The organism is Streptomyces sp. NPDC029159 (assembly GCF_055564055.1).
Genome location: NZ_JBVHWT010000001.1, coordinates 117,944 through 135,705, shown reverse-complemented (window position 1 = coordinate 135,705; position 17,762 = coordinate 117,944). Strand labels below are relative to the sequence as shown.

Annotated in this window: 21 protein-coding genes; 13 read left to right on the top strand and 8 right to left on the bottom strand. The window is 72.1% G+C overall.

All coding sequences use genetic code 11. The annotated features are described in order from the left end of the window. Nucleotides 1–3 precede the first annotated feature (3 nt). Nucleotides 4–861, top strand: coding sequence for an STM4011 family radical SAM protein (locus tag ACZ4U4_RS00675; RefSeq protein ID WP_467867913.1), 858 nt, complete (start codon nt 4–6; stop codon nt 859–861). 7 nt (nt 862–868) lie between these two features. Here ACZ4U4_RS00675 and ACZ4U4_RS00670 read toward each other — a convergent pair whose 3' ends face one another. After that, nucleotides 869–2,167, bottom strand: coding sequence for an HNH endonuclease signature motif containing protein (locus tag ACZ4U4_RS00670; RefSeq protein WP_467867911.1), 1,299 nt, complete (start codon nt 2,165–2,167; stop codon nt 869–871). A gap of 65 nt (nt 2,168–2,232) precedes the next feature. Next, nucleotides 2,233–3,312 carry a methyltransferase domain-containing protein gene (locus ACZ4U4_RS00665; protein WP_467867909.1) on the bottom strand — a complete coding sequence of 360 codons (1,080 nt, stop codon included), beginning with the start codon at nt 3,310–3,312 and terminating at the stop codon, nt 2,233–2,235. Between the two features lie 197 nt (nt 3,313–3,509). Here ACZ4U4_RS00665 and ACZ4U4_RS00660 point away from each other — a divergent pair, with 197 nt between their 5' ends. Beyond that, a complete protein-coding gene (locus ACZ4U4_RS00660; protein WP_467867907.1) occupies nt 3,510–4,283 on the top strand; it encodes an rRNA methyltransferase in 774 nt (257 codons plus the stop codon). Nucleotides 4,284–4,486: 203 nt separating this feature from the next. Here the strand turns inward: ACZ4U4_RS00660 and ACZ4U4_RS00655 are convergent, their stop codons facing one another. After that, complete coding sequence (locus tag ACZ4U4_RS00655; RefSeq protein ID WP_467867905.1) at nt 4,487–5,533, bottom strand: S66 family peptidase; 1,047 nt, start codon at nt 5,531–5,533, stop codon at nt 4,487–4,489. A gap of 138 nt (nt 5,534–5,671) precedes the next feature. On the opposite strand from ACZ4U4_RS00655, the gene ACZ4U4_RS00650 reads away from it, so the two are divergent. The 4 genes from ACZ4U4_RS00650 to ACZ4U4_RS00635 all read left to right on the top strand — a co-directional run bounded on the left by ACZ4U4_RS00650 (nt 5,672) and on the right by ACZ4U4_RS00635 (nt 9,860). Further along, nucleotides 5,672–6,046 carry a tautomerase family protein gene (locus ACZ4U4_RS00650; RefSeq protein WP_467867903.1) on the top strand — a complete coding sequence of 125 codons (375 nt, stop codon included), beginning with the start codon at nt 5,672–5,674 and terminating at the stop codon, nt 6,044–6,046. A 132-nt stretch (nt 6,047–6,178) separates the two neighbouring features. Further along, on the top strand, nt 6,179–7,210 hold the full coding sequence (locus ACZ4U4_RS00645; protein WP_467867902.1) for a LysR family transcriptional regulator: 1,032 nt from the start codon (nt 6,179–6,181) through the stop codon (nt 7,208–7,210). 68 nt (nt 7,211–7,278) lie between these two features. Continuing rightward, the gene (locus ACZ4U4_RS00640) at nt 7,279–8,010 is read left to right on the top strand and encodes a DUF7873 family protein (protein WP_467867900.1); all 732 of its coding nucleotides are present in this window, start codon (nt 7,279–7,281) and stop codon (nt 8,008–8,010) included. Between the two features lie 845 nt (nt 8,011–8,855). Then, nucleotides 8,856–9,860: a D-alanyl-D-alanine carboxypeptidase family protein gene (locus ACZ4U4_RS00635; RefSeq protein ID WP_467867898.1), complete on the top strand. Its 1,005-nt coding sequence runs from the start codon at nt 8,856–8,858 to the stop codon at nt 9,858–9,860. Between the two features lie 145 nt (nt 9,861–10,005). Here the strand turns inward: ACZ4U4_RS00635 and ACZ4U4_RS00630 are convergent, their stop codons facing one another. The 3 genes from ACZ4U4_RS00630 to ACZ4U4_RS00620 all read right to left on the bottom strand — a co-directional run bounded on the left by ACZ4U4_RS00630 (nt 10,006) and on the right by ACZ4U4_RS00620 (nt 11,428). Beyond that, entirely contained in the window at nt 10,006–10,227 is a 222-nt protein-coding gene (locus tag ACZ4U4_RS00630) for a DUF397 domain-containing protein (protein ID WP_467867896.1), read from the bottom strand. Nucleotides 10,228–10,419: 192 nt separating this feature from the next. Further along, complete coding sequence (locus ACZ4U4_RS00625) at nt 10,420–10,641, bottom strand: DUF397 domain-containing protein (RefSeq protein ID WP_467867894.1); 222 nt, start codon at nt 10,639–10,641, stop codon at nt 10,420–10,422. Then, entirely contained in the window at nt 10,634–11,428 is a 795-nt protein-coding gene (locus ACZ4U4_RS00620) for a helix-turn-helix domain-containing protein (protein ID WP_467867892.1), read from the bottom strand. Before ACZ4U4_RS00620 ends, ACZ4U4_RS00625 begins: the two co-directional genes overlap by 8 nt. Nucleotides 11,429–11,565: 137 nt before the next feature. Here ACZ4U4_RS00620 and ACZ4U4_RS00615 point away from each other — a divergent pair, with 137 nt between their 5' ends. From ACZ4U4_RS00615 to ACZ4U4_RS00600, 4 genes are all read left to right on the top strand, one after another. Then, nucleotides 11,566–11,919, top strand: coding sequence for a hypothetical protein (locus ACZ4U4_RS00615; RefSeq protein ID WP_467867890.1), 354 nt, complete (start codon nt 11,566–11,568; stop codon nt 11,917–11,919). Beyond that, nucleotides 11,916–12,191, top strand: coding sequence for a hypothetical protein (locus ACZ4U4_RS00610; RefSeq protein ID WP_467867888.1), 276 nt, complete (start codon nt 11,916–11,918; stop codon nt 12,189–12,191). Before ACZ4U4_RS00615 ends, ACZ4U4_RS00610 begins: the two co-directional genes overlap by 4 nt. Nucleotides 12,192–12,245: 54 nt before the next feature. Beyond that, nucleotides 12,246–12,932 (top strand): MOSC domain-containing protein, encoded by a 687-nt coding sequence (locus tag ACZ4U4_RS00605; protein ID WP_467867886.1) that lies wholly within the window; start codon nt 12,246–12,248, stop codon nt 12,930–12,932. Between the two features lie 282 nt (nt 12,933–13,214). Further along, nucleotides 13,215–13,469: a hypothetical protein gene (locus ACZ4U4_RS00600; RefSeq protein ID WP_467867884.1), complete on the top strand. Its 255-nt coding sequence runs from the start codon at nt 13,215–13,217 to the stop codon at nt 13,467–13,469. 67 nt (nt 13,470–13,536) lie between these two features. On the opposite strand, the gene ACZ4U4_RS00595 is transcribed toward ACZ4U4_RS00600, so the two are convergent. Next, nucleotides 13,537–13,977, bottom strand: a complete 441-nt coding sequence (locus ACZ4U4_RS00595; protein WP_467867883.1) for a VOC family protein — start codon at nt 13,975–13,977, stop codon at nt 13,537–13,539. 382 nt (nt 13,978–14,359) lie between these two features. Between ACZ4U4_RS00595 and ACZ4U4_RS00590 the strand changes: the two genes are divergently transcribed. Continuing rightward, a complete protein-coding gene (locus ACZ4U4_RS00590; RefSeq protein ID WP_467867881.1) occupies nt 14,360–14,851 on the top strand; it encodes a hypothetical protein in 492 nt (163 codons plus the stop codon). Nucleotides 14,852–14,964: 113 nt separating this feature from the next. On the opposite strand, the gene ACZ4U4_RS00585 is transcribed toward ACZ4U4_RS00590, so the two are convergent. Continuing rightward, nucleotides 14,965–15,897, bottom strand: a complete 933-nt coding sequence (locus tag ACZ4U4_RS00585; RefSeq protein ID WP_467867879.1) for a LysR substrate-binding domain-containing protein — start codon at nt 15,895–15,897, stop codon at nt 14,965–14,967. Nucleotides 15,898–15,982: 85 nt separating this feature from the next. Between ACZ4U4_RS00585 and ACZ4U4_RS00580 the strand changes: the two genes are divergently transcribed. Next, nucleotides 15,983–17,461 carry a 2-hydroxymuconic semialdehyde dehydrogenase gene (locus tag ACZ4U4_RS00580; RefSeq protein WP_467867877.1) on the top strand — a complete coding sequence of 493 codons (1,479 nt, stop codon included), beginning with the start codon at nt 15,983–15,985 and terminating at the stop codon, nt 17,459–17,461. After that, nucleotides 17,458–17,754 (top strand): hypothetical protein, encoded by a 297-nt coding sequence (locus tag ACZ4U4_RS00575; protein ID WP_467867875.1) that lies wholly within the window; start codon nt 17,458–17,460, stop codon nt 17,752–17,754. The genes ACZ4U4_RS00580 and ACZ4U4_RS00575 overlap by 4 nt, the downstream gene beginning before the upstream one ends. Nucleotides 17,755–17,762 lie beyond the last annotated feature (8 nt).

Below are 17,762 nucleotides of genomic sequence, written 5' to 3'. Positions count from 1 at the left end.
CCGATGGACCTGACCCTCCTCTACCGCGGCCCGCTCGCCTCCTGCGACTACGACTGTCCGTACTGCCCGTTCGCCAAGCGCCGCGACAGCCGGGAGCAACTGCGCGCCGACCGGGCCGCGGTGGAGCGCTTCACCGGTTGGGCGGCGGCGCAGACCGGCGACCGGCTGTCCGTCCTCTTCACCCCGTGGGGCGAGGGTCTGGTCCGCTCCTGGTACCGGCGGGCGCTGACCGAGCTGTCCCGGCTGCCGCACGTCCGCCGTGTCGCCATCCAGACCAACCTCAGCTGCCGCACCGACTGGCTGGCCGCCGCCGACCTCGACACCCTCGCCCTGTGGTGCACCTTCCACCCGGGCCAGACCCCGTACGACCGCTTCCTCGGCAAGACCCGGGAACTGGCCGCGCGCGGCGTCCGCTTCAGCGTCGGCGTCGTCGGCCTCCCCGAGCATCACGACCTCGCCGCCCGCCTCCGCCGCGAGCTGCCCGCCGAGGTCTACCTGTGGATCAACGCCGCCGAGGGCCACACCTACACCGACGCGGAGGCCGCCGCCTGGACCGCGCTCGACCCCCTCTTCCCGTACAGCCGCCACCCGCACCGCAGCGCCGGGCTGCCCTGCCGCACCGGTGAGTCGGTCCTCTCCGTCGACGGCGACGGCACCGTCCGCCGCTGCCACTTCGTCCCCACCGAGCTGGGCAACCTCTACGACGACACCTTCCGCCCCGCGCTGCGCCCCCGCCCCTGCCCGCTGACCAGCTGCGACTGCCACATCGGCTATGTCCATCTGGCGACGCTGCCGCTGTACGACGTCTTCGCCGGGGGCGTGCTGGAGCGGATTCCGGCGGGGTACGGGACCGCGGGCTGAGCGCCGGTCAGCCGTCCGTGCCCCGCAGCAGCCGGGCATGGCGGCTGCGGGCCACGTCGAGGAGGACGGCCCGCAGCTCCTCGCCGGTGCGGCCGCGCGTCTTGACGGCGTGGCAGTTGGGGCAGAGCGCCACCATGTGGTCCGGGAGGTCGGGCCCGCCCCCGGCGAGATCGAGGACGTGATCGACCTCCAATATCGGCTCACCGGCGACCGTGACATCGTCGGGTGCCCCCGTACACCGCGGGTTCTCGCACCGCTGCCCGCTGCGCAGCAGCACCGCCCGCCGCGCCTCCGCCGACCGCACCGGCGCGGCGGAACGGGGCGTACGCCGCCCGCGGTTCGCGCTCTGCCGCTCCTCGGCCATCCGGGAGAGCCGGTCGTACTCGGCGGCCAGCACGACGCCGCGCAGGTCGGAGTCGTGCGGGTCTGCCCGGCGGGGGCCGGCCGGGAGAGGAGCGGAACCGCGAGGACCGATCCCGACCGCCTCCACCTCGCCCTCTCCTGCGCCAGGTATCGCCCCCAACTCGCCCTCGCCGCAAGCGACTTCCGTCAGCCCCACCGCCTCCAACAGCGCCCCCGGCTCCAGATCCACGAAGTACGTGCTCAGCAAGGTCTCGACGACGGCGCTCCGGGCCCCGGCCGACCGGCCGAGGAGGGCGTACACCTCGGCGTCGAGGCCGCCGTCGGGCCGCTGCTGCCGGAACCAGCCGCGCAGCGCGGTGTCACCGTGCGCGCGCGGCACCGGCTCCGTATGGCCGCTCAGCTCCCACAGCCCGGCGCGGTGCAGGGCGGCGACCGGATAGTCGGGGCGCGGGCGTTCGCGGTGCAGGCCGTGGCGGAGCAGCAGGGCGCCGAGGGCCTGCTCCGTCTCGGACCAGGGCAGGATCCGCCGCTCACCGCGGGCGGCCCGGCCGACGGCCCACAGCAGCACGATCGGCTGGTGGAGCGCCGGACGTCCCGCGGCGCGGCTCACCCGCAACGTGCCCATGCGGTCGAGGAGTTGGCCCAGCGCGGCATCGGTCGCGGCGGCGGCGTCGATCACCTTGAAGCCGAGGCCGCGCAGCAGCCCGGCGGCGTGGGCGGCGCCACCGGAGAAGTCCCGCGGCCGCAGCGGGGCCCGGCCGTCGAGATGGCCGTGGGCGGCACCGGCTATCGCCTTGGAGTCGTACCGCCGGCCGTCGTGGACGAGGACGTAGCGCAGGGCGCGCCGGAATCCGTACCTGCGCAGGAACGCGTCCTGACCGAGGCGGTCGTACTCCTCGATCGCCTGGAGCACCGCCGTGGGAGTGAGGTCTGCCAACGCCATGCCGGAACAGTAGGCGAGGGCACTGACAACACCCGGTGACCGGCGGCGCAGCCGCCGGCCCGGCCTCACCGGCTGAGCGTCACCACCGCCGGATGGCTCCCGAACAGGCTCACCGGACGGCTGTCGTGCACCCGCAGCCCTGCCGCGCGGGCGAGGGCGAGGTGGGTGTCCGGTTCGTGCAGGAGCAGGACGGCGCGGCCCGTGCCCGGCTTCAGGACGCGGCGGATCTCCTCGTAGTACGCGGCGGGCCGGGTGGCGAGGGTGCCGCCCGGGGCGACCTGGAGGCCCCACGGCGGGTTGCTCAGGACGCGGTCGGCCTGCCCGTCGGCGACCGGCAGCCGCCCGGCGTCGGCGACCGCCCAGGCCATGGCGGCGGCGCCGGACGGCCGGGCGGCACAGGCGTTGGCCACCGCGGCGGCGAGCGTCGCCGGGTTGTGGTCGGTGCCGAGGGTGCGCAGGCCGTCGACGGTCAGCCGGGACTCGATGAGCAGGGTGCCGGTGCCGCAGGACGGGTCGAGGACCCGGTCGCCGGGGGAGAGGCCGGCGAGGAGCGCCATCGCGGCGGCGAGCGGCGGGTGCAGCGTGCCGGGCACCGACTCCTGCTTGTAGGCGCGGCGGTGCAGGGGGCGCGCGGTGAGCCGGACCGCGAGCATCGCCTCGGTGCCCTCGACGGTCACCCGGATCGGGAACGGCTGCCCGTCGTCGGGCACCGCGCCGTCGCGCCGCGAGTGGTGCGGCAGCCCGAGCACGGCCGCGGCCTGCTCCCCCACGGTGTCCTCGATGTCGTAGCGGTTGTAGTTGCGCTTGCCGACGTACGAGGCGACGACGTCGACACGGGTCGCGGAGTCGGGCCCGCCGCACCGGCCGCGCAGCCGCAGCAGGCGGCGCCACGGCGCGGTGCGCGACGGCTGGGTGAAGCGGGCGAGGTCGGCCTTGGTGTGGCCGACGCCGCGGATCACCGCGGCCACCAGGAAGACGTCGTCGGCGGTGCGCAGGTCCAGCAGCCGGGCGTCCGGCTCCTCGGCGGTGAACCACACCTCGCGGTGGCGCAGGCGCTCCACGGTGCCCAGACCGCGGGCGGTGATCTCCTGCGCGCAGACCTCTTCGACGCCCCGCAGGGTCCGTGCCAGCAGCCGCACGCCCACGCGCGAATCCTCCGCCCTCTGTGTCCTGTCCTGCCCCGAAACTCCCCGGGAGTCTACGGCAGCGCCGGGCCGCCCCCGGGCCGCCGCCGCATGGCCCCGGGCCTGTGACGAGGGCGGATATCGTGACGGAGGCGAGAGAACAGGACGGACCCGGTGCGTGAGCACGGCGGCCCGGACGCGAGTGGAGGAGACGACCGGTGGCTTACCGCTACGCGACGGAGCGCGTCGACCACTCCGACCTCGCCAGCGGCTTCGTGCTGCGCTCCGCGCCCGGCTTCACGGCCTTCCCGGTGCGGCTGGCCGCGGAGACGTTCCAGCGCGCGCTGGCGCTGCGCGGCGGCGGTGAACCGGCCGTCCTGTGGGACCCGTGCTGCGGCAAGGGGTACCTCTCGACGGTGCTGGGCCTGGTGCACCGCGACCGGATCGCGGCCGTGGTGGCGTCCGACATCGACGACGCCTCCCTGGAGATCGCCCGCGCCAACCTCGCCCTGCTGACCGCAGAGGGCCTCGCCGCCCGCGCCGCCGAACAGCGCGAGAAGGCGGCCCGCTTCGACAAGCCCGGCTACGCCGACGCCGCGGCCGCCGCCGAACGCCTCGCGGCCCGCCTCGCCGCGGACGGCGGCGACCTCCCGCACACCGTGGCCCACGCCGACGCCTTCGACCCGTCCGCCCTGGAGCGGGCCGCCGCCGGGTTCGCCCCCGACATCGTCGTCACCGACGTCCCCTACGGCGAACGTGTCCAGTGGCAGGGCGCGAGCGGCACCGGACTGCCCGGCATGCTGACGAGCCTGGCCCGGGTGCTGCCGGAGCGCGGCGTCATCGCGATCGGCATCCGGGGCCGGAAGTTCCCGCCGGTACCCGGCGTACCGGCCCGGAAGTTCCGGGTGGGGACGCGGTCGATGGGGCTGTTCCGGGTGGCGGACGTCCGCGCGGCGGGGACGGCGGCGGAGGCTGCCGGGTCGGAGGATTGATCCGGCAGGGTGCCTGATGGTTCCGGGCGCCTGATCTCCCGGCGCTTGATCTTCCGCGCCTGATCCATCCGGCTGCCTCCCTGTTCATTCCGGACGCCCGACGGCCTCTCCTCTCCTTTCCTCGCCTCCGTCCCTCCTCCGCCGCTCACTCCAGGTTCGGGGACAGTCCAGGGTCTAGGACTGGGATTGTCCCAGGGTCCGGGTCACTCCAGGATCTGGGTCAACGCGCTGCGTTCCGCGGTGTGGACGACGTGCGCGCGGGCGCCGTTGACGAGGGGGAGGAACGGCGGGACGTGGCCGCACTCGACGTCGGCGAGGAGCGGGACGCCGAGCGGGGCGAGGGCGTCCAGGACGGCCTCGTGCTGGCTGAGGGAGGGCGCGTCGGGCGCCGCGGTACGGCCGACGAGCACCGCGGTGGCCTGGTCGAAGAAGCCCGCGAGCCGCATCCCGTGCAGATTCCGGCAGATGGTGAAGGCGTCGTCGTCGGCCGCCTCGACGTAGACGAGCAGCCCGTCCGGGGCCGTACGCCGGGCGAACGCGGCGGTGTCCAGGTAGGGCGTGCCGGTGAGGTTGCACAGCGACTCGATACAGCCGCCGAGCAGCCGCCCGGACGCCGTGACGTCCCCGGTGCCGTCCAGCCGGGCCCACCGCCCGGGGGCGTCCAGGATGCAGGTACGGACACCGGGGTCGGCGGCGTAGTCGTCCCACCCGGTGGAGCGGTGACGCCCCGGGGGCACCTGCGTGAACCGGTGCCCCCGGGGCGCGGCGACGACATCGAGCCACGACAGCAGCCCGTCCGGCACCGCGTACGGGGTGTCCATCAGGTTGGTGCCGTGCAGCGTGGCGACGCCGGTGAGCAGGGTCAGCGGGGTGAGCAGCGTCGACAGGTCGGAGAAGCCGACGAGCCAGGTCGGTTCGGCCGCCCGCAGCCGCTGCCAGTCCAGCCGTGGCAGCAGATCGATCGCCGTCTCGCCGCCCCACGGCGGCACCACCGCCCGGATCCCGGGATCGCACAGCATCGCGGTCAGTTCGGCGGCCCGCTCCGCCGCCGGGGCGCTGACATGCCCGGCGCCGTCCATACAGGCGCCCACGACGACCTCGTAACCACGGGCCCGTACGTCGTCGAGCGCCACGTCGAGCCGGGCGCGCAGCCGGGCCGGTACACCGCTCGACGGCGCGGTGACGCCGATGCGGTCGCCGGGACGCAGCGGGGCCGGGAAACGGAGCGGGGGCGGGGGCGGTGTCGGCATGGGGCGGATCGTGGCACGCGGGGCGGGCCGCCGTACACGGAATTCCCGGGGCCGCGGGACTCCTGAGCGCCCCCTCGCGTCGCCTCCGGACGCCCCTGACCTCGACTCATCACGATCGCTGATCGCTGCCGGTGCGGATTGCGCCTTGGTCGGCGCGGGGCCCGGTGCTGGACTGTCACGGACGGCGGAAACGCCGGACGGAAAGGCCCCGCCGGGGCCCGCACCGGCCTGCGCCCCCGCCCTCCCCGTAAGCCACGTCATCCAGACCCATCCGGATCCATCGGATCCATCCGACGCGTTCGAGCAGGAGACACCATGCCTCTCATCCAGGTGCAGCAGACCCCCGGGAAGACCGCCGAGCAGAAGGCCGAGCTGGTCCGCGCGCTGACCGACGCCTACGTGTCCGCCACCGGCGGCAAGCGGGAGAGCGTCTGGGTCAATGTGCAGGAGATCCCCGCCGACAGCTGGTCCATCGGCGGGGAGACGCTGGCGGCGCGGGCGGCCGCCCGCTGAGCCGCGGGCCGCGCCCGCCCCGCCCGTCGCGCTGTGCGACCCTCTCCCGTATCCCGCCCCGACCGGGGAGGCGCGGGGTACGAGTTCCGGGTACGGGCGCGGCCCTGTCGCCCGGCGGGAGGGCGGGGCGGCGTGGAGCTGCGGCAGATCCAGTACTTCGTCGCGGTCGCCGATGAGCTGCACTTCGGGCGGGCGGCGGCCCGGCTGCACATCGGCCAGCCCGCGGTCAGCCAGCAGATACGGCGCCTCGAACGCGAGCTGGGCCTCCCGCTCTTCGACCGCTCGGCCCGCACCGTGACGCTCACCCCCGCCGGCCGGGAGCTGCTCCCTCAGGCCCGTCAACTCCTCGCCGCCCAGGACGCGTTCACCGCCGGCGCCCGCCGCCTGGCCGCCCGCGAGGAGGCCGTCCTCCACGTCGGCATCGGTACGGGTCTGGGGCGCCGCCTCGACGACTTCCTGGACGCGCTCCCCGGCCAGGGCGCCGGGACCCGCTTCGTGTTCCGCACCCTGGAGGCGCCGCGCCGCCTGGCGGAGGTCCGGGCGGGGCGGTTGGACGCGGCGTTCCTCCGGGCAGCGCGGTCCGGGCCCCTCCCCGGGGGCGAGCCGCACCCGCCCGGGGACGCGCCCCTGGGCGGCGATCCGCACCCCGGCGACGGAACGGACCCCGGCCGCGAGGAAACCCACCCCGACCTGCGCTTCCTCCCCCTCTGGGACGACCCGCTGCGCGTCGCCCTCCCCACCGCGCACCCCCTGGCCGGCCGCGCCCCGCTCCGGCTGGCCGACCTCGCCGCCCTGCCCCTGCGCATCGCCCCGCGCGAGACGAACCCGGTGCTCTTCGACGCCGTCCACACCGCCTGCCGCGCCGCCGGATTCACGCCCGTCATGGGGCCGCCGTCGGTCCGCCTCCAGGACACCCTGGCCGACATCGGGGCGGGCGAGCCGGGCTGGACCCCGTTGTACCCGTCGGCGGCGGACGCCGTGGCCTCCCGCCGCGTCACCCTGCGCCCCCTGGACGGCGACCCGCTCACCCTGCGCATGTACCTCGCGGTCCGCGCCACCACCGCCCCGGAACGCCTCGCCGCGCTGACCACCGCGAGCGCGCACCTACGGACACGGCCCGGGGGAGCGGCCCCGGCTCAGCAGCCGACCCCGACGGGCCCCTGAGCCCACCCCCGCGCCCCTCGCTCGAATAATCATTCGCCAGTCACGCAACGTCATGGTTCTGTGGGGGCGTGGCGAAACTCAATCAGATCATCGCGGTCGAGAAGGGCGTCAAGTCCAAGTCCCAGCAGGACCTGACGGCCGCCCAGCACGGCCTCCAGAAGCCGGCGTTGCTGTCCGGCATCGCGCGGACGTACCAGCCCAAGGACGAGGAGGGTGAGCAGCTGCCGCCCGAGTCCACCAAGGTGCAGGTCCAGGCCGAGGACGTCCTGCGGTCGACGGCCACCACCCTGACCAGGCTGTTCGATGTGACCGCCACCAAGGACTGGGCCAACTGCACCGCCCGCGCCGATGTGACGGTCGACGGCCGCGTGCTCCTCCCCCAGGTGCCGGTGGCGTACCTCCTCTTCCTGGAGAAGCAGCTCGGTGACCTCGCCGCCTTCGTCCGCAAGCTGCCGGTGCTCGACGCGTCGGAGTCCTGGGTGCAGGACCCGTCCACCGACGCCTGGAAGACCGAGCCGGTCCGCACCGTCCGGACGAAGAAGGTGCCCCGCAACCACGTCAAGGCCGAGGCGACGGAGAAGCATCCGGCGCAGGTCGACGTGTACTACGAGGACATACCCGTCGGGTACTGGACGACCGTGAAGTTCTCCGGCGCGCTCCCCGCCCGCCGGGTCAACGAACTCCTCGACCGCGTCGAGAAGTTGCAGACCGCCGTGAAGTTCGCCCGCGAGGAGGCGAACGGCGCGGAGGTGACCGACCAGAGGGTGGGTGACGCCGTCTTCGGCTACCTCTTCGGGTAGCCCCATCAACTCCCCGGACGCCGCAGCGCGCCCGGGGTGCGCGAGGAGCGCAAGCTGAAACTGAGGCTTGTCGTGACGAACGCGGTGGTCAGTGGAGGTTCAAGTCCTCCCCGCGGCACTTCGGGCCGCGGTGGCCCAATCGGCAGAGGCACACCGCGATCAATCTCAGACTCTTGCTCCAGATTCAGTATGCGCCGCCGTTCGCCGGAACGACCGGGCCGGGCCCGCGTCGTCGGATGCCGGTTCAAGTCCGGCCCGTGCAGCCACTTTCCCGATGCGCGGTAGTTCAAAGGCAGAACACGACGACCTCAGTATGACCCGCGCTCTTCACCGCGCCGGCGACAGCACAGGGCGGCACCACTGGGCCCGGGGGCAGGCTACGCCCCCGGGCCCGCTGCCGTTCCCGGCGCGGAGCGCACCCGATCCGCCTCCCCGAACGCCTCCGACCAGGGCGGCCATCCGCCCGTACGCCCCGATCGGCACCTCACGGAAAGTGATCACCCGAGGTTGAATCCGCAACCACCAAACGGGCGGAAGCGGGTCTCCGCTCCGGCGTGACGGTCGCTCCCGCCGCTAAAACGGGCAGGTCAAGCGCGACGTGATCGCTCGTCACAGGTAAACGGCCCGGCGGAACCCTGATGTCCCGGAGGAGTCTTCCGTTCACTCCCCGCGAGCAACCCCACAGGCCCCACCCGCCACATACACAACTTCTCCACTCCGCCTCAGCTCGTTACGGGGCTATGACATAACGGGCTTGACGGTTGGTGTCTGCACACAAGTAGGTTCGAGATAAACCGAGTTACCACGAGCTACCGGCGTTCAAACGCCGGGAGAAAGGGATACCCATGGGTTCCCACGCCCGCCCGAACCGGATACACCGCACCGGGGTCCGGATCGCGATGGTGGCAATGGTCGGCGCCGCACTGCCGATCACCGCAAGCGGCCTCGCACAGGCCGCCACCCCCGGTGCCACGCACTCCGCCGACGACCAGCAGGACGCGCACCGCCAGCAGGCGGCCGTCCAGCAGCAGGCCGCCGACGCCGCCCAGGACCCCAAGTCCCAGGACGCGCCCCAGGTCAAGGCCGACCACGCCTTCCTCCTCGATGCCCGCGACGGCAGCCAGGAGCGCGAGATGTGGGGCGGTGCCAAGGCCGACGAGAGCGTGTCGATGGCCAGCACCACCAAGATCATGACGGCGCTCGTGGTGCTCAAGCACCCCGAGTGGCTGGAGCACGGCATCCAGGTCAAGCAGGAGTACCGGGACTACGTCCAGAAGGTCGGCGCCAGCACCGCCGACCTCCAGACCGGTGACACGCTCACCGTTCGCCAGCTGCTGCACGCCATGCTGATTCCGTCCGGCGCGGACGCCGCGCGCGCCCTCGCCGACCACTACGGTCAGGGCGCCACCACGGACGAGCGGGTCGCCGACTTCGTCCGCCAGATGAACGACGAGGCGCAGCAGCTCGGCCTGAAGGGCACACACTTCGACAGCTACGACGGCATCTCGAACGGCGACAACCGCAGCACCGCCCGCGACATGGCCAAGCTCGGCCAGCGCGCGATGCTCCAGCCCGTCTTCGCCGAGGTCGTCAAGAACCAGCAGTTCAAGGCCGAGGCCCCCGCGGCCAACGGCCACACCCGGTACTACACCTGGAACAACACCAACCAGTTGCTGTCCACGTACGACGGCGCCCTCGGCATCAAGACCGGCAGCGGCCCCGAGGCCGGCTACGCCCTCGTCTTCGCCGCCAAGCGCGACGGCCGCACCCTCGTCGGTGCCATCCTCAAGGACGACAACGGCCGCTTCGACGACGCGAAGAAGATCCTCGACTGGGGCTTCGCACACTGATCCGTTGACCCGTTGAAACACCTCCCAGGCCCCTGCCTCGTCCCCGCCCCCACGGCGGATGTGGTGGGGGTTTGGGGGTGGGGACGGCGCCCGGTCTTACCGGCCGAGGCGTATGGGGAAGGCGGTGAGCAGCCGGTCCCATGCGTCAGGAGGCGAAGTCTCCGGTTTTGACGCTTCCGATGAATGCGGTCCAGTCGTTCGTCGGGATGAGGAGCGTGGGGCCGTGCGGGTTCTTGGAGTCGCGGACGGGGACGGCGGTGGGGTGGCCGTCGTGGATTTCGACGCAACTACCCGGCTCGGCGCCGCTGTACGTCGACTTGCGCCAGCCGGAAGACCCGATGGCCTGCGTAGGCGTGTGATCGGTCATGGGGCGGTCTCCTTCGCCGATGTGCGTCGGCCGCTGTCACATGGTGCGTCAGCCGATCGATGTGGGATGCCCGGCGCCCGAGGTGGCACCTCGTCCACGGCCAGGTTGCCCCCGTGGACGTGCCGCCATGCGAGAGCGGGCGCCGTTCAGGAACTCCGTTCCGGCCCGGCGCCCGCTCTCAGAATCCCGTCGTCAGGAGACGAAGTCTCCGCCCTTGACGCTTCCGATGAAGGCGGTCCAGCCGTCCGTCGGGATGAGCAGCGCAGGTCCGTGCGGGTTCTTGGAGTCGCGGACGGGGACGGCGTTGGGGTGGCCGTCCAGGACTTCGACGCAGCTGGCTCCTTCGTTGTCGCTGTAGGAGGACTTGCGCCAGCCCGTGAGCAGGGTGGCATTGAGGGAGAGGTGCTCAGCCATTGTTCTTGTATTCCTCCGCGATTGTCCTCATGAGGGCCATGGACTCTTCGAACGACAGCGCGTCGCTCAAGGCGAGAGCGTAGAGGCCCTGCAACCGCTGGACCACGGACGGCGAATCGTGCAGCTTGGCCACGGACATCCCCTCGGAATAGGCGAGGGGAGGCTGGTCCTCGAACCACATCAGAGAAAGCAGCCCCGCCATCAGCGGATGTGCCCCGAGCGCCTTCGGCAGGACGTGCACGCGTGCCCGCTCGGTCTCGCCCAGCTGAAGGATGTGCTGGATCTGCTCCGCCATCACCTCTCGGCCGCCAACTGGCCGACGCAGCACAGCCTCATCCATGAGGATCCACACTATGGGTGTCACCGGGTGGGCGAGTATCTGAGCCCGGTTCAGTCGTGTGACGACGATGCGGTCACATTCCTCCGGGCTCCACGGGGGAAAGGCGGTACGCAAGACCGCACGGGCGTACCGCTCCGTTTGAAGGATGCCCGGCACGAGGGTGGAAGCGAACTCCTGGATCCGCGTGGCCTGCCTCTCAAGGTCCAGGGCATCGGCAAAACGGTCGGGTACGGCTGTCGTGTCCTCCGGCAGGAAACTGCTCAACACATCCCCCGTGCCCAACGCCTGGTCCAGCCTCCGGGCGTCTTCCTTGGACGGGATGCGGCGGCCCGCCTCGATGTGGGCGATGTGGGAACGGGTCATGATCGCGGTGTCGGCCAGTTCCTGCTGGGTCATGCCCGCCGCTTCGCGTTGGGCGCGGAGCCAGTCGCCGTAGCTGTTGCTCATTCGTCAACTCCCATGTGACGCCGGGGCAGTCACCTCGCACCCCCTGGTCAGGGTAGCCCTCGTGGTCTCAGTCTGTGAGGGAATCACTACACAGTGAAATGCTGTCGTGTGCCCTCAACTGATCGGGAGTTGATGACGTGTTGGAATCCCTCGTCCAGGTATGTGAGCGCGTCCTGCCCTGGGCGCCGCTCGCCCCATTGGTGCCGCTCGCCGTCGTGATGTGGTGGCCGCCGAGCGGACGGCACCGGGCGGACGGCGGGGCGCGGCCGGTCGATCCGGAGGCGTTCCGGGTGGAGCCGATCCGGCCGCCGCGATGCCGCCGCCCGGCCCCGGCCGAGGGGCTGCTGCTGTCGCCGCGGCTCGTGGCGTACGAGCGGAAGCTGGCGGCCGGCGCCGAGTGGCGCTGGGCGCGCAGGCGGGCGCTGGTGCGGGCCGCGCTCGGGGGCGGCGTTGTTCCGGGTGCGGCGCGTGCCGGGCGGGCGGCGGTATGAGCGGCGCGGCGCGGACGCCGCGGCTGCTGCCGTGGACGGGGGACGACGGCAAGCCCTGCTACGTGGTCGGGGACGGCACCGGGTTCGTCTCACAGCTGGCCGACGAGATGGAGACCGTACAGCTGGAGATGGCCCTCGACCTGCTGGAACACGTCGATCGCCTGGCGGCCGAGCGGCGCACCACACCCGAGCAGCTGCGGTACGCCGTCGCCCGCCTCGGGGAGTCGCTGCGGGAGGTGTGTCGGATCGCGGTGAGCCGGGGGCCGGGGTAGCGGCCCAAGGGAAATCCCTGGCCCACCCAAGGCTCCCCGCCTTACCGTCGCCCCATGAAGCTGCTCTCCGTCAACGTAGGCCGTCCCCGTCCCAACCCGTGGAAGAGCCGGCGGGAGACGGGCGGGAGGACGGGGATCGACAAGCGGCCGGTGGAGGGGCGCGTGGCCGTGGCCGCGCCCCTGGCCGAGGGGGTGGGGGAGGTCGGTCTGGCCGGCGACCGGGTGTACGACGTGGCGCATCACGGGGGCGCTGACCAGGCCGTTTACGCGTATGCGCGGGAGGATCTGGACGGCTGGGAGCGGGAGTTGGGGCGGGCGCTGGGGAACGGGGCGTTCGGGGAGAACCTCACGACCGTCGGGGTGGACGTCAACGGGGCGGTGATCGGGGAGCGGTGGCGGGTCGGGGCGGAGGTAGTGTTGGAGGTGTCGTGTCCGCGGACGCCGTGCGGGACGTTCCAGGGGTGGATGGGGGAGCGTGGCTGGAACCGGCGGTTCGTGCGGGCTGGGTTGCCGGGGGCGTATCTGCGGGTGATCACGCCGGGGGAGATCCGGGCCGGGGACCCGGTGACGGTCGTGCGGCGGCCCGCGCACGGGGTGAGTGTGGCGTACACGTTCCGCGCGGTGATGACGGAGCCGGAGCTGTTGCCGTCGTTGCTGGATGTGGAGCAACTGCCGGAGATTGTTAGGGAGTTCGCGCGGGAGCGGGTCGAGAAGAGGCGGGGGACGGGGGCGGGCGGCTGAGGCGGCGGCGGGCTGCCGGGGGGGGCGTCGTCCGAGGCCATGTTTCTGTGGCAGGAGCGGTCTCCCCGGGCTGGTGAAATTTTCCGTTCGCAAGGGGGTGGGTGGTCGGGGTGGGAGTCCTCGTCAACCTGCTGACCAGGGCATGCGGCGCGAATCCCTCACGGGTGTGGTTTGCCCTGGCAATCAACTGGCCACGGGATTACGGGAGTTGGCGGACGGCGAACGTCATGGTGAGGGCGCGTGGCAGGCGCCCGACACCGTTCACGGAGCCAGGAGGAACTCATGGCCACGTACAACACGGAGATCCAGACGGGGGGCGGCGGTTGGCAGCCGGACGCGCCGCTGAAGCTCAGCATCGTGAACCGCAACCAGGTCGTTCCCGAGAGCGGCGCCCCCTCGACGGGGACCACGGTCACCTGGAGCGGTGACCAGGGGAGCGGCTCGGTGACGTTCTTCGACGGCGGCAGCAACTTCCAGGGAACCGCCCGGTTCCCCGGCGAAGGCCCGGTGGCATACCGCGGCACGCGTACGGGCTGACCCGAGACCGTGAGTCAGGCTGCACGAGGCGGCCTGACTCACACCAGCCCGCCCGGCCGCCCCGCCGTCAGCCCAGCGCCTCCGCCAACGCGATGATCACGCCGCCCGGTCCCCGCAGGTAGCACAGCAGATAGGCGTCCTCGAACCGGGTGATCTCGCCGAGGAGTTCGGCGCCGTGGGTGTGCAGTCTGGTCACCGTGTCCCGGATGTCGTCCACGGCGAACATCAGTCGGCGCAGGCCCAGGGTGTGGGGCGGCGGGTCCGCCGGGTCGGGGGTGAGCGGGGGCGGGTTGTGGAAGGTGGTCAGTTCGAGGCGGGTGTGGCCGTCCGGGGCGCGCATCATCGCGATCTCGGTGCGGACGTCGGGGAGGCCGAGGATGCGGTCCACCCAGGGGCCCTCGATCGGGGCCGTGCCCTCCAGCTCCAGGCCGAGTTCGGTGAAGAACGCCTTGGCGACCTCCATGTCGTCGACGACGATGCCGACGTTGTCCATCCGCTGAATCGCCATGGGAGAAAGCCTAACCTCGGTTTTCCGTGATGGTTCGTTGGTTTCTTCGGCGGGTCGATTTTTATTCTTCGGGCCGGTGGTCGGTGAGTCGGTGGCGCCGCGGAAAACCGGTGGGGAAATCCTTGGGGGCGCGGGGGAGAGGGGGCGATATCGGTCCCCGTGGCGGTGTGGTGAATTGTACTCGCCCAGGGAGCTCTTGCAGGATTTACGCGGATGGTGACCGGGGGCGCCCGAGCCCGTTCTCCCGCTGTTTCGGCCCGAGTTGATCGACGGGCGGACTCTGTGTGGCCGTGCCAGCCTGGAACAGGGGGCGGTCTTAAAGGTGCCCCTCCAGTATGTTCGGGATCATCTTCAGAGATGAAGGCGCAGAGGAGAAAGTCCCATGGGCGCAGACCAGGACATGATCGACGCGCAGCAGAAGAAAATCAAGGAGCAGGACCAGAAGATCGAGGATCAGCAGAAACAGATCGATGAGCTGAAGAAGGCCATCGACGAAATGAAGAATCAGCAGGGATCGTCGGGCCAGTCGAGTCAGCCGAGCAAGCCGGCCAAGCAGCAGCCCCTCAACCTTGACGCTTCGGCGGCAAGTGGCGATCTCTCTTCGCTGATCGCCGGTACGGGTTTGGCAACCGCCACGGACGTCAACGGGAACGGCGTCAAGGGCCTGCGGGTCGAATTCTTCGTCAAGGACAGGAAAGTCGGCAGCGGATTCACCGATGCCAATGGGGACGTCAAGGTCGGATCCCCGCAGTACGCCGGAGATCCTCAGACGTGGATCAAGGGGCTTGCCCACGGCTACACCGCAAAGTTCCGGGGCAATGACGAATACCTGCCCGCGGAGGCGAACGCCACCGCCGGGGTCACCATCGGGTGACACGGGCAGGTCCACAAGGTCACGCCCGTCCGTCCTCCCACAATCGTGGAGAGATGCGGGCTGTTTCCCAAGGTGCGTGATCGCCGCCGTTCCTCGTCGGAACGGCGGCTCCGCTATTCCACCAACCGCGCCAGCCCCCGCGCCTCCTGCCGCAGATACGTCCGGAGCGTGTCCGCCGCGGGCGACAGCGGCCGGTCCGCGGGGCGGGTGAGGCCGACGGCCTGGCTGATGGATTTCAAGGGGGTGTCGATGAGGCGGAGGTCCGGATCCTGGGTGGCGAGGAGGAGGGGGAGGACGGCGACGGCGTCGGTGGCGAGGAGGAAGTGGCGCAGGGTGGGCATGGAGGTGCATTCGACGCGGTCGTCGGGGAGTTCCAGGTCGGCGTGGGTGAACAGCTCCTCCAGCTCGGCGCGGAGCGCGGTCCGGTCGACGGGGAGCACCCACGGGTAGCGGCGCAGCTCGGCGAGGGACGGCTGTTGCAGCTGGTGCACGGGGTGGTCGGTGCGGGCGGTGAGGCGGACCGGTTCGCGGTAGAGCTGCTCCTGGGTGAGGCGGCGCGGCGGCTGCCCCGAGAGGCGGCCGACGATCAGGTCGATCTCCCCGGAGAGGACCCCGGCGCGGAGCGTGTCCGGGGTGGCCTCGCGGACGACGACGGTGACCGCCGGATGCGCCCGCTTGAGCGCCGCCATCGCCCGTGGCAGCAGCAGGTTGGACCCGGCCAGATGGACGCCGACGGTGACCGAGCCGAGGTGACCGGCGGCGAGGTGGCCCAGCTCCGCGCCGGCCTGCCGCAGCTGCGCCAGGACCGCGCGGGCGTGGCCGATGAACGACTCCCCGTACAGCGTCGGCGTCACCCCGCGGTGGTGCCGTTCGAACAGCGGGACCCCGAGGATCGTCTCCAGCTCGTGCAGGGCGCGGGTGACGACGGGCTGGGTGATGTGCAGTTCCTGGGCGGCGCGGATGACGCTGCCCTGGTCGGCGATGGCGGTGACGAGGGTGAGGTGGCGCAGTTTCAGACGGCCGTCGAGCAGCCTCTCGCTCTCCATAGGGGTCACGGTATGCCCGTAGAGGTATCGCGGGGAACGCAAAGAGCATTATTCAGGCATGGCTGCGCTCCCTAGCCTCGGCGTCATGAGCCGCAGCACTTCGCTCCCCGTGCGGGAGATCCGCAATTTCGTGGACGGCGCCTTCGTGGACGGCGTGCGCTCCTTCGACCGGTTCAGCCCGGTGGACGGCGCACTCGTCGGCAAGGTGCACGAGGCCGACGAGGTCCTCGTCGACGTCGCCGTCCGGGCCGCCCGCCGCGCCCTGACCGGCCCTTGGGGCGACACCACCGTCCCCGAGCGCGCCGAGCTGATGCGGCGGATCGCCGACGTCATCGACCGGCGCGCCGACGAACTGGTCGCCGCGGAGGTCGCCGACACCGGCAAGCCCCTGGCGATGGCCCGGGACCTGGACGTGGCCCGCGCCGCCGCGAACTTCCGGGCGTTCGCCGACACCATCTCCGCCACCGGCCTCGACTCCTTCCTCACCGAACTGCCCGGCGGGCGTACGGCGCTGAACTACGCGGTCCGCCGGCCGCTCGGCGTCGTCGCCGTCATCGTGCCGTGGAACCTTCCGCTGCTCCTCCTCACCTGGAAGCTCGCACCGGCCCTGGCCTGCGGAAACGCCGTGGTCGTCAAGCCGTCGGAGCTGACGCCCTCCTCCGCGACGCTGCTCGCCGAGATCCTGAAGGAGGCCGGGCTGCCGGACGGCGTCTGCAATGTCGTGCACGGCTTCGGCCCGGACTCCGCGGGCGCCTTCCTCGCCGGACACCCGGACGTGGACGGCGTGACGTTCACCGGCGAGTCCGCCACCGGCACGGCGATCATGCGGGCGGCGGCGCCGGGCGTGCGGCCCGTCTCGTTCGAGCTGGGCGGCAAGAACGCCGCGCTGGTCTTCGACGACGCGGATGTGGCACGGACGGTGGACGGGCTGGCCCGGTCGGTGTTCACCAACACCGGTCAGGTCTGCCTGTGCACCGAGCGCGTCTACGTACAGCGGCCACTCTTCGACGAGATCGCCGCGGGGCTCGCGGAGCGCGCCCGCGCGCTGTGCCCGGGCCGCCCCGAGGACCCGGCGACCACCACCGGACCGCTGATCTCCCAGGGCCACCGCAAGAAGGTCCTCGGCTATCTCGAACTCGCCCGCAGCGAGGGCGCGGAGGTGCTGACCGGCGGCGGCGTCCCCGAGATGGGCGCGGAGCTGGACGGCGGCGCGTGGATCGAGCCGACGCTGTGGACGGGCCTTGAGCACACCTCCCGCACCATGCGGGAGGAGATCTTCGGGCCGGTCGCCGGGCTGATCCCGTTCGACACCGAGGAGGAGGCCGTCCGGCTGGCGAACGACACCCCGTACGGGCTGGCCTCCTGCGTCTGGACCCGGGACCTGGAGCGCGGCCACCGCGTCGCCCAGCGGATGCGGACCGGGATGGCCTGGGTCAACACCTGGTACCTGCGCGATCTGCGCTCGCCCTTCGGCGGCACCGGCCTCTCCGGCATCGGCCGCGAGGGCGGGGCGCACTCCCTCCACTTCTACACCGAGCCGACGAATGTGTGCGTGCAGCTGTGAGCGAGCGCGTACCTCAACAGCGGGTGTACTGCGGTGAGTTGACCGCCGACCGGGCCGCTGACGCCCGGATCGCGGAGGTCGCCGGGCGGCTGCGGCAGGCCGCTGCGAGCGGGGTGCCCGGTGCGCCGGTACGGGGGTGGATCGGCGGGTGGGGCGTCCGGAGCGCCGGCGCCGTCGCCGGCAACACCTCCCGCGACGCCGTCCCCCTCGGCGTCACCCCGCGGCCGCTCACCCCGGCCGACCCGCCGGGCGGGGCCGCCGCCCCTGCACCAGAGAGCGGCGGCACGTCATGACCGTCCAC

Bases quoted from the DNA above. Each gene is read 5' to 3' on its own strand.
- ACZ4U4_RS00670 (WP_467867911.1), bottom strand. From the start codon at position 2,167: ATGGCGTTGGCAGACCTCACTCCCACGGCGGTGCTCCAGGCGATCGAG.
- ACZ4U4_RS00610 (WP_467867888.1), top strand. From the start codon at position 11,916: ATGAGCGGCGCGGCGCGGACGCCGCGGCTGCTGCCGTGGACGGGGGAC.
- ACZ4U4_RS00630 (WP_467867896.1), bottom strand. From the start codon at position 10,227: ATGACCGATCACACGCCTACGCAGGCCATCGGGTCTTCCGGCTGGCGC.
- ACZ4U4_RS00675 (WP_467867913.1), top strand. From the start codon at position 4: ATGGACCTGACCCTCCTCTACCGCGGCCCGCTCGCCTCCTGCGACTAC.
- ACZ4U4_RS00620 (WP_467867892.1), bottom strand. From the start codon at position 11,428: ATGAGCAACAGCTACGGCGACTGGCTCCGCGCCCAACGCGAAGCGGCG.
- ACZ4U4_RS00605 (WP_467867886.1), top strand. From the start codon at position 12,246: ATGAAGCTGCTCTCCGTCAACGTAGGCCGTCCCCGTCCCAACCCGTGG.
- ACZ4U4_RS00600 (WP_467867884.1), top strand. From the start codon at position 13,215: ATGGCCACGTACAACACGGAGATCCAGACGGGGGGCGGCGGTTGGCAG.
- ACZ4U4_RS00655 (WP_467867905.1), bottom strand. From the start codon at position 5,533: ATGCCGACACCGCCCCCGCCCCCGCTCCGTTTCCCGGCCCCGCTGCGT.
- ACZ4U4_RS00585 (WP_467867879.1), bottom strand. From the start codon at position 15,897: ATGGAGAGCGAGAGGCTGCTCGACGGCCGTCTGAAACTGCGCCACCTC.
- ACZ4U4_RS00625 (WP_467867894.1), bottom strand. From the start codon at position 10,641: ATGGCTGAGCACCTCTCCCTCAATGCCACCCTGCTCACGGGCTGGCGC.
- ACZ4U4_RS00635 (WP_467867898.1), top strand. From the start codon at position 8,856: ATGGGTTCCCACGCCCGCCCGAACCGGATACACCGCACCGGGGTCCGG.
- ACZ4U4_RS00580 (WP_467867877.1), top strand. From the start codon at position 15,983: ATGAGCCGCAGCACTTCGCTCCCCGTGCGGGAGATCCGCAATTTCGTG.
- ACZ4U4_RS00595 (WP_467867883.1), bottom strand. From the start codon at position 13,977: ATGGCGATTCAGCGGATGGACAACGTCGGCATCGTCGTCGACGACATG.
- ACZ4U4_RS00590 (WP_467867881.1), top strand. From the start codon at position 14,360: ATGGGCGCAGACCAGGACATGATCGACGCGCAGCAGAAGAAAATCAAG.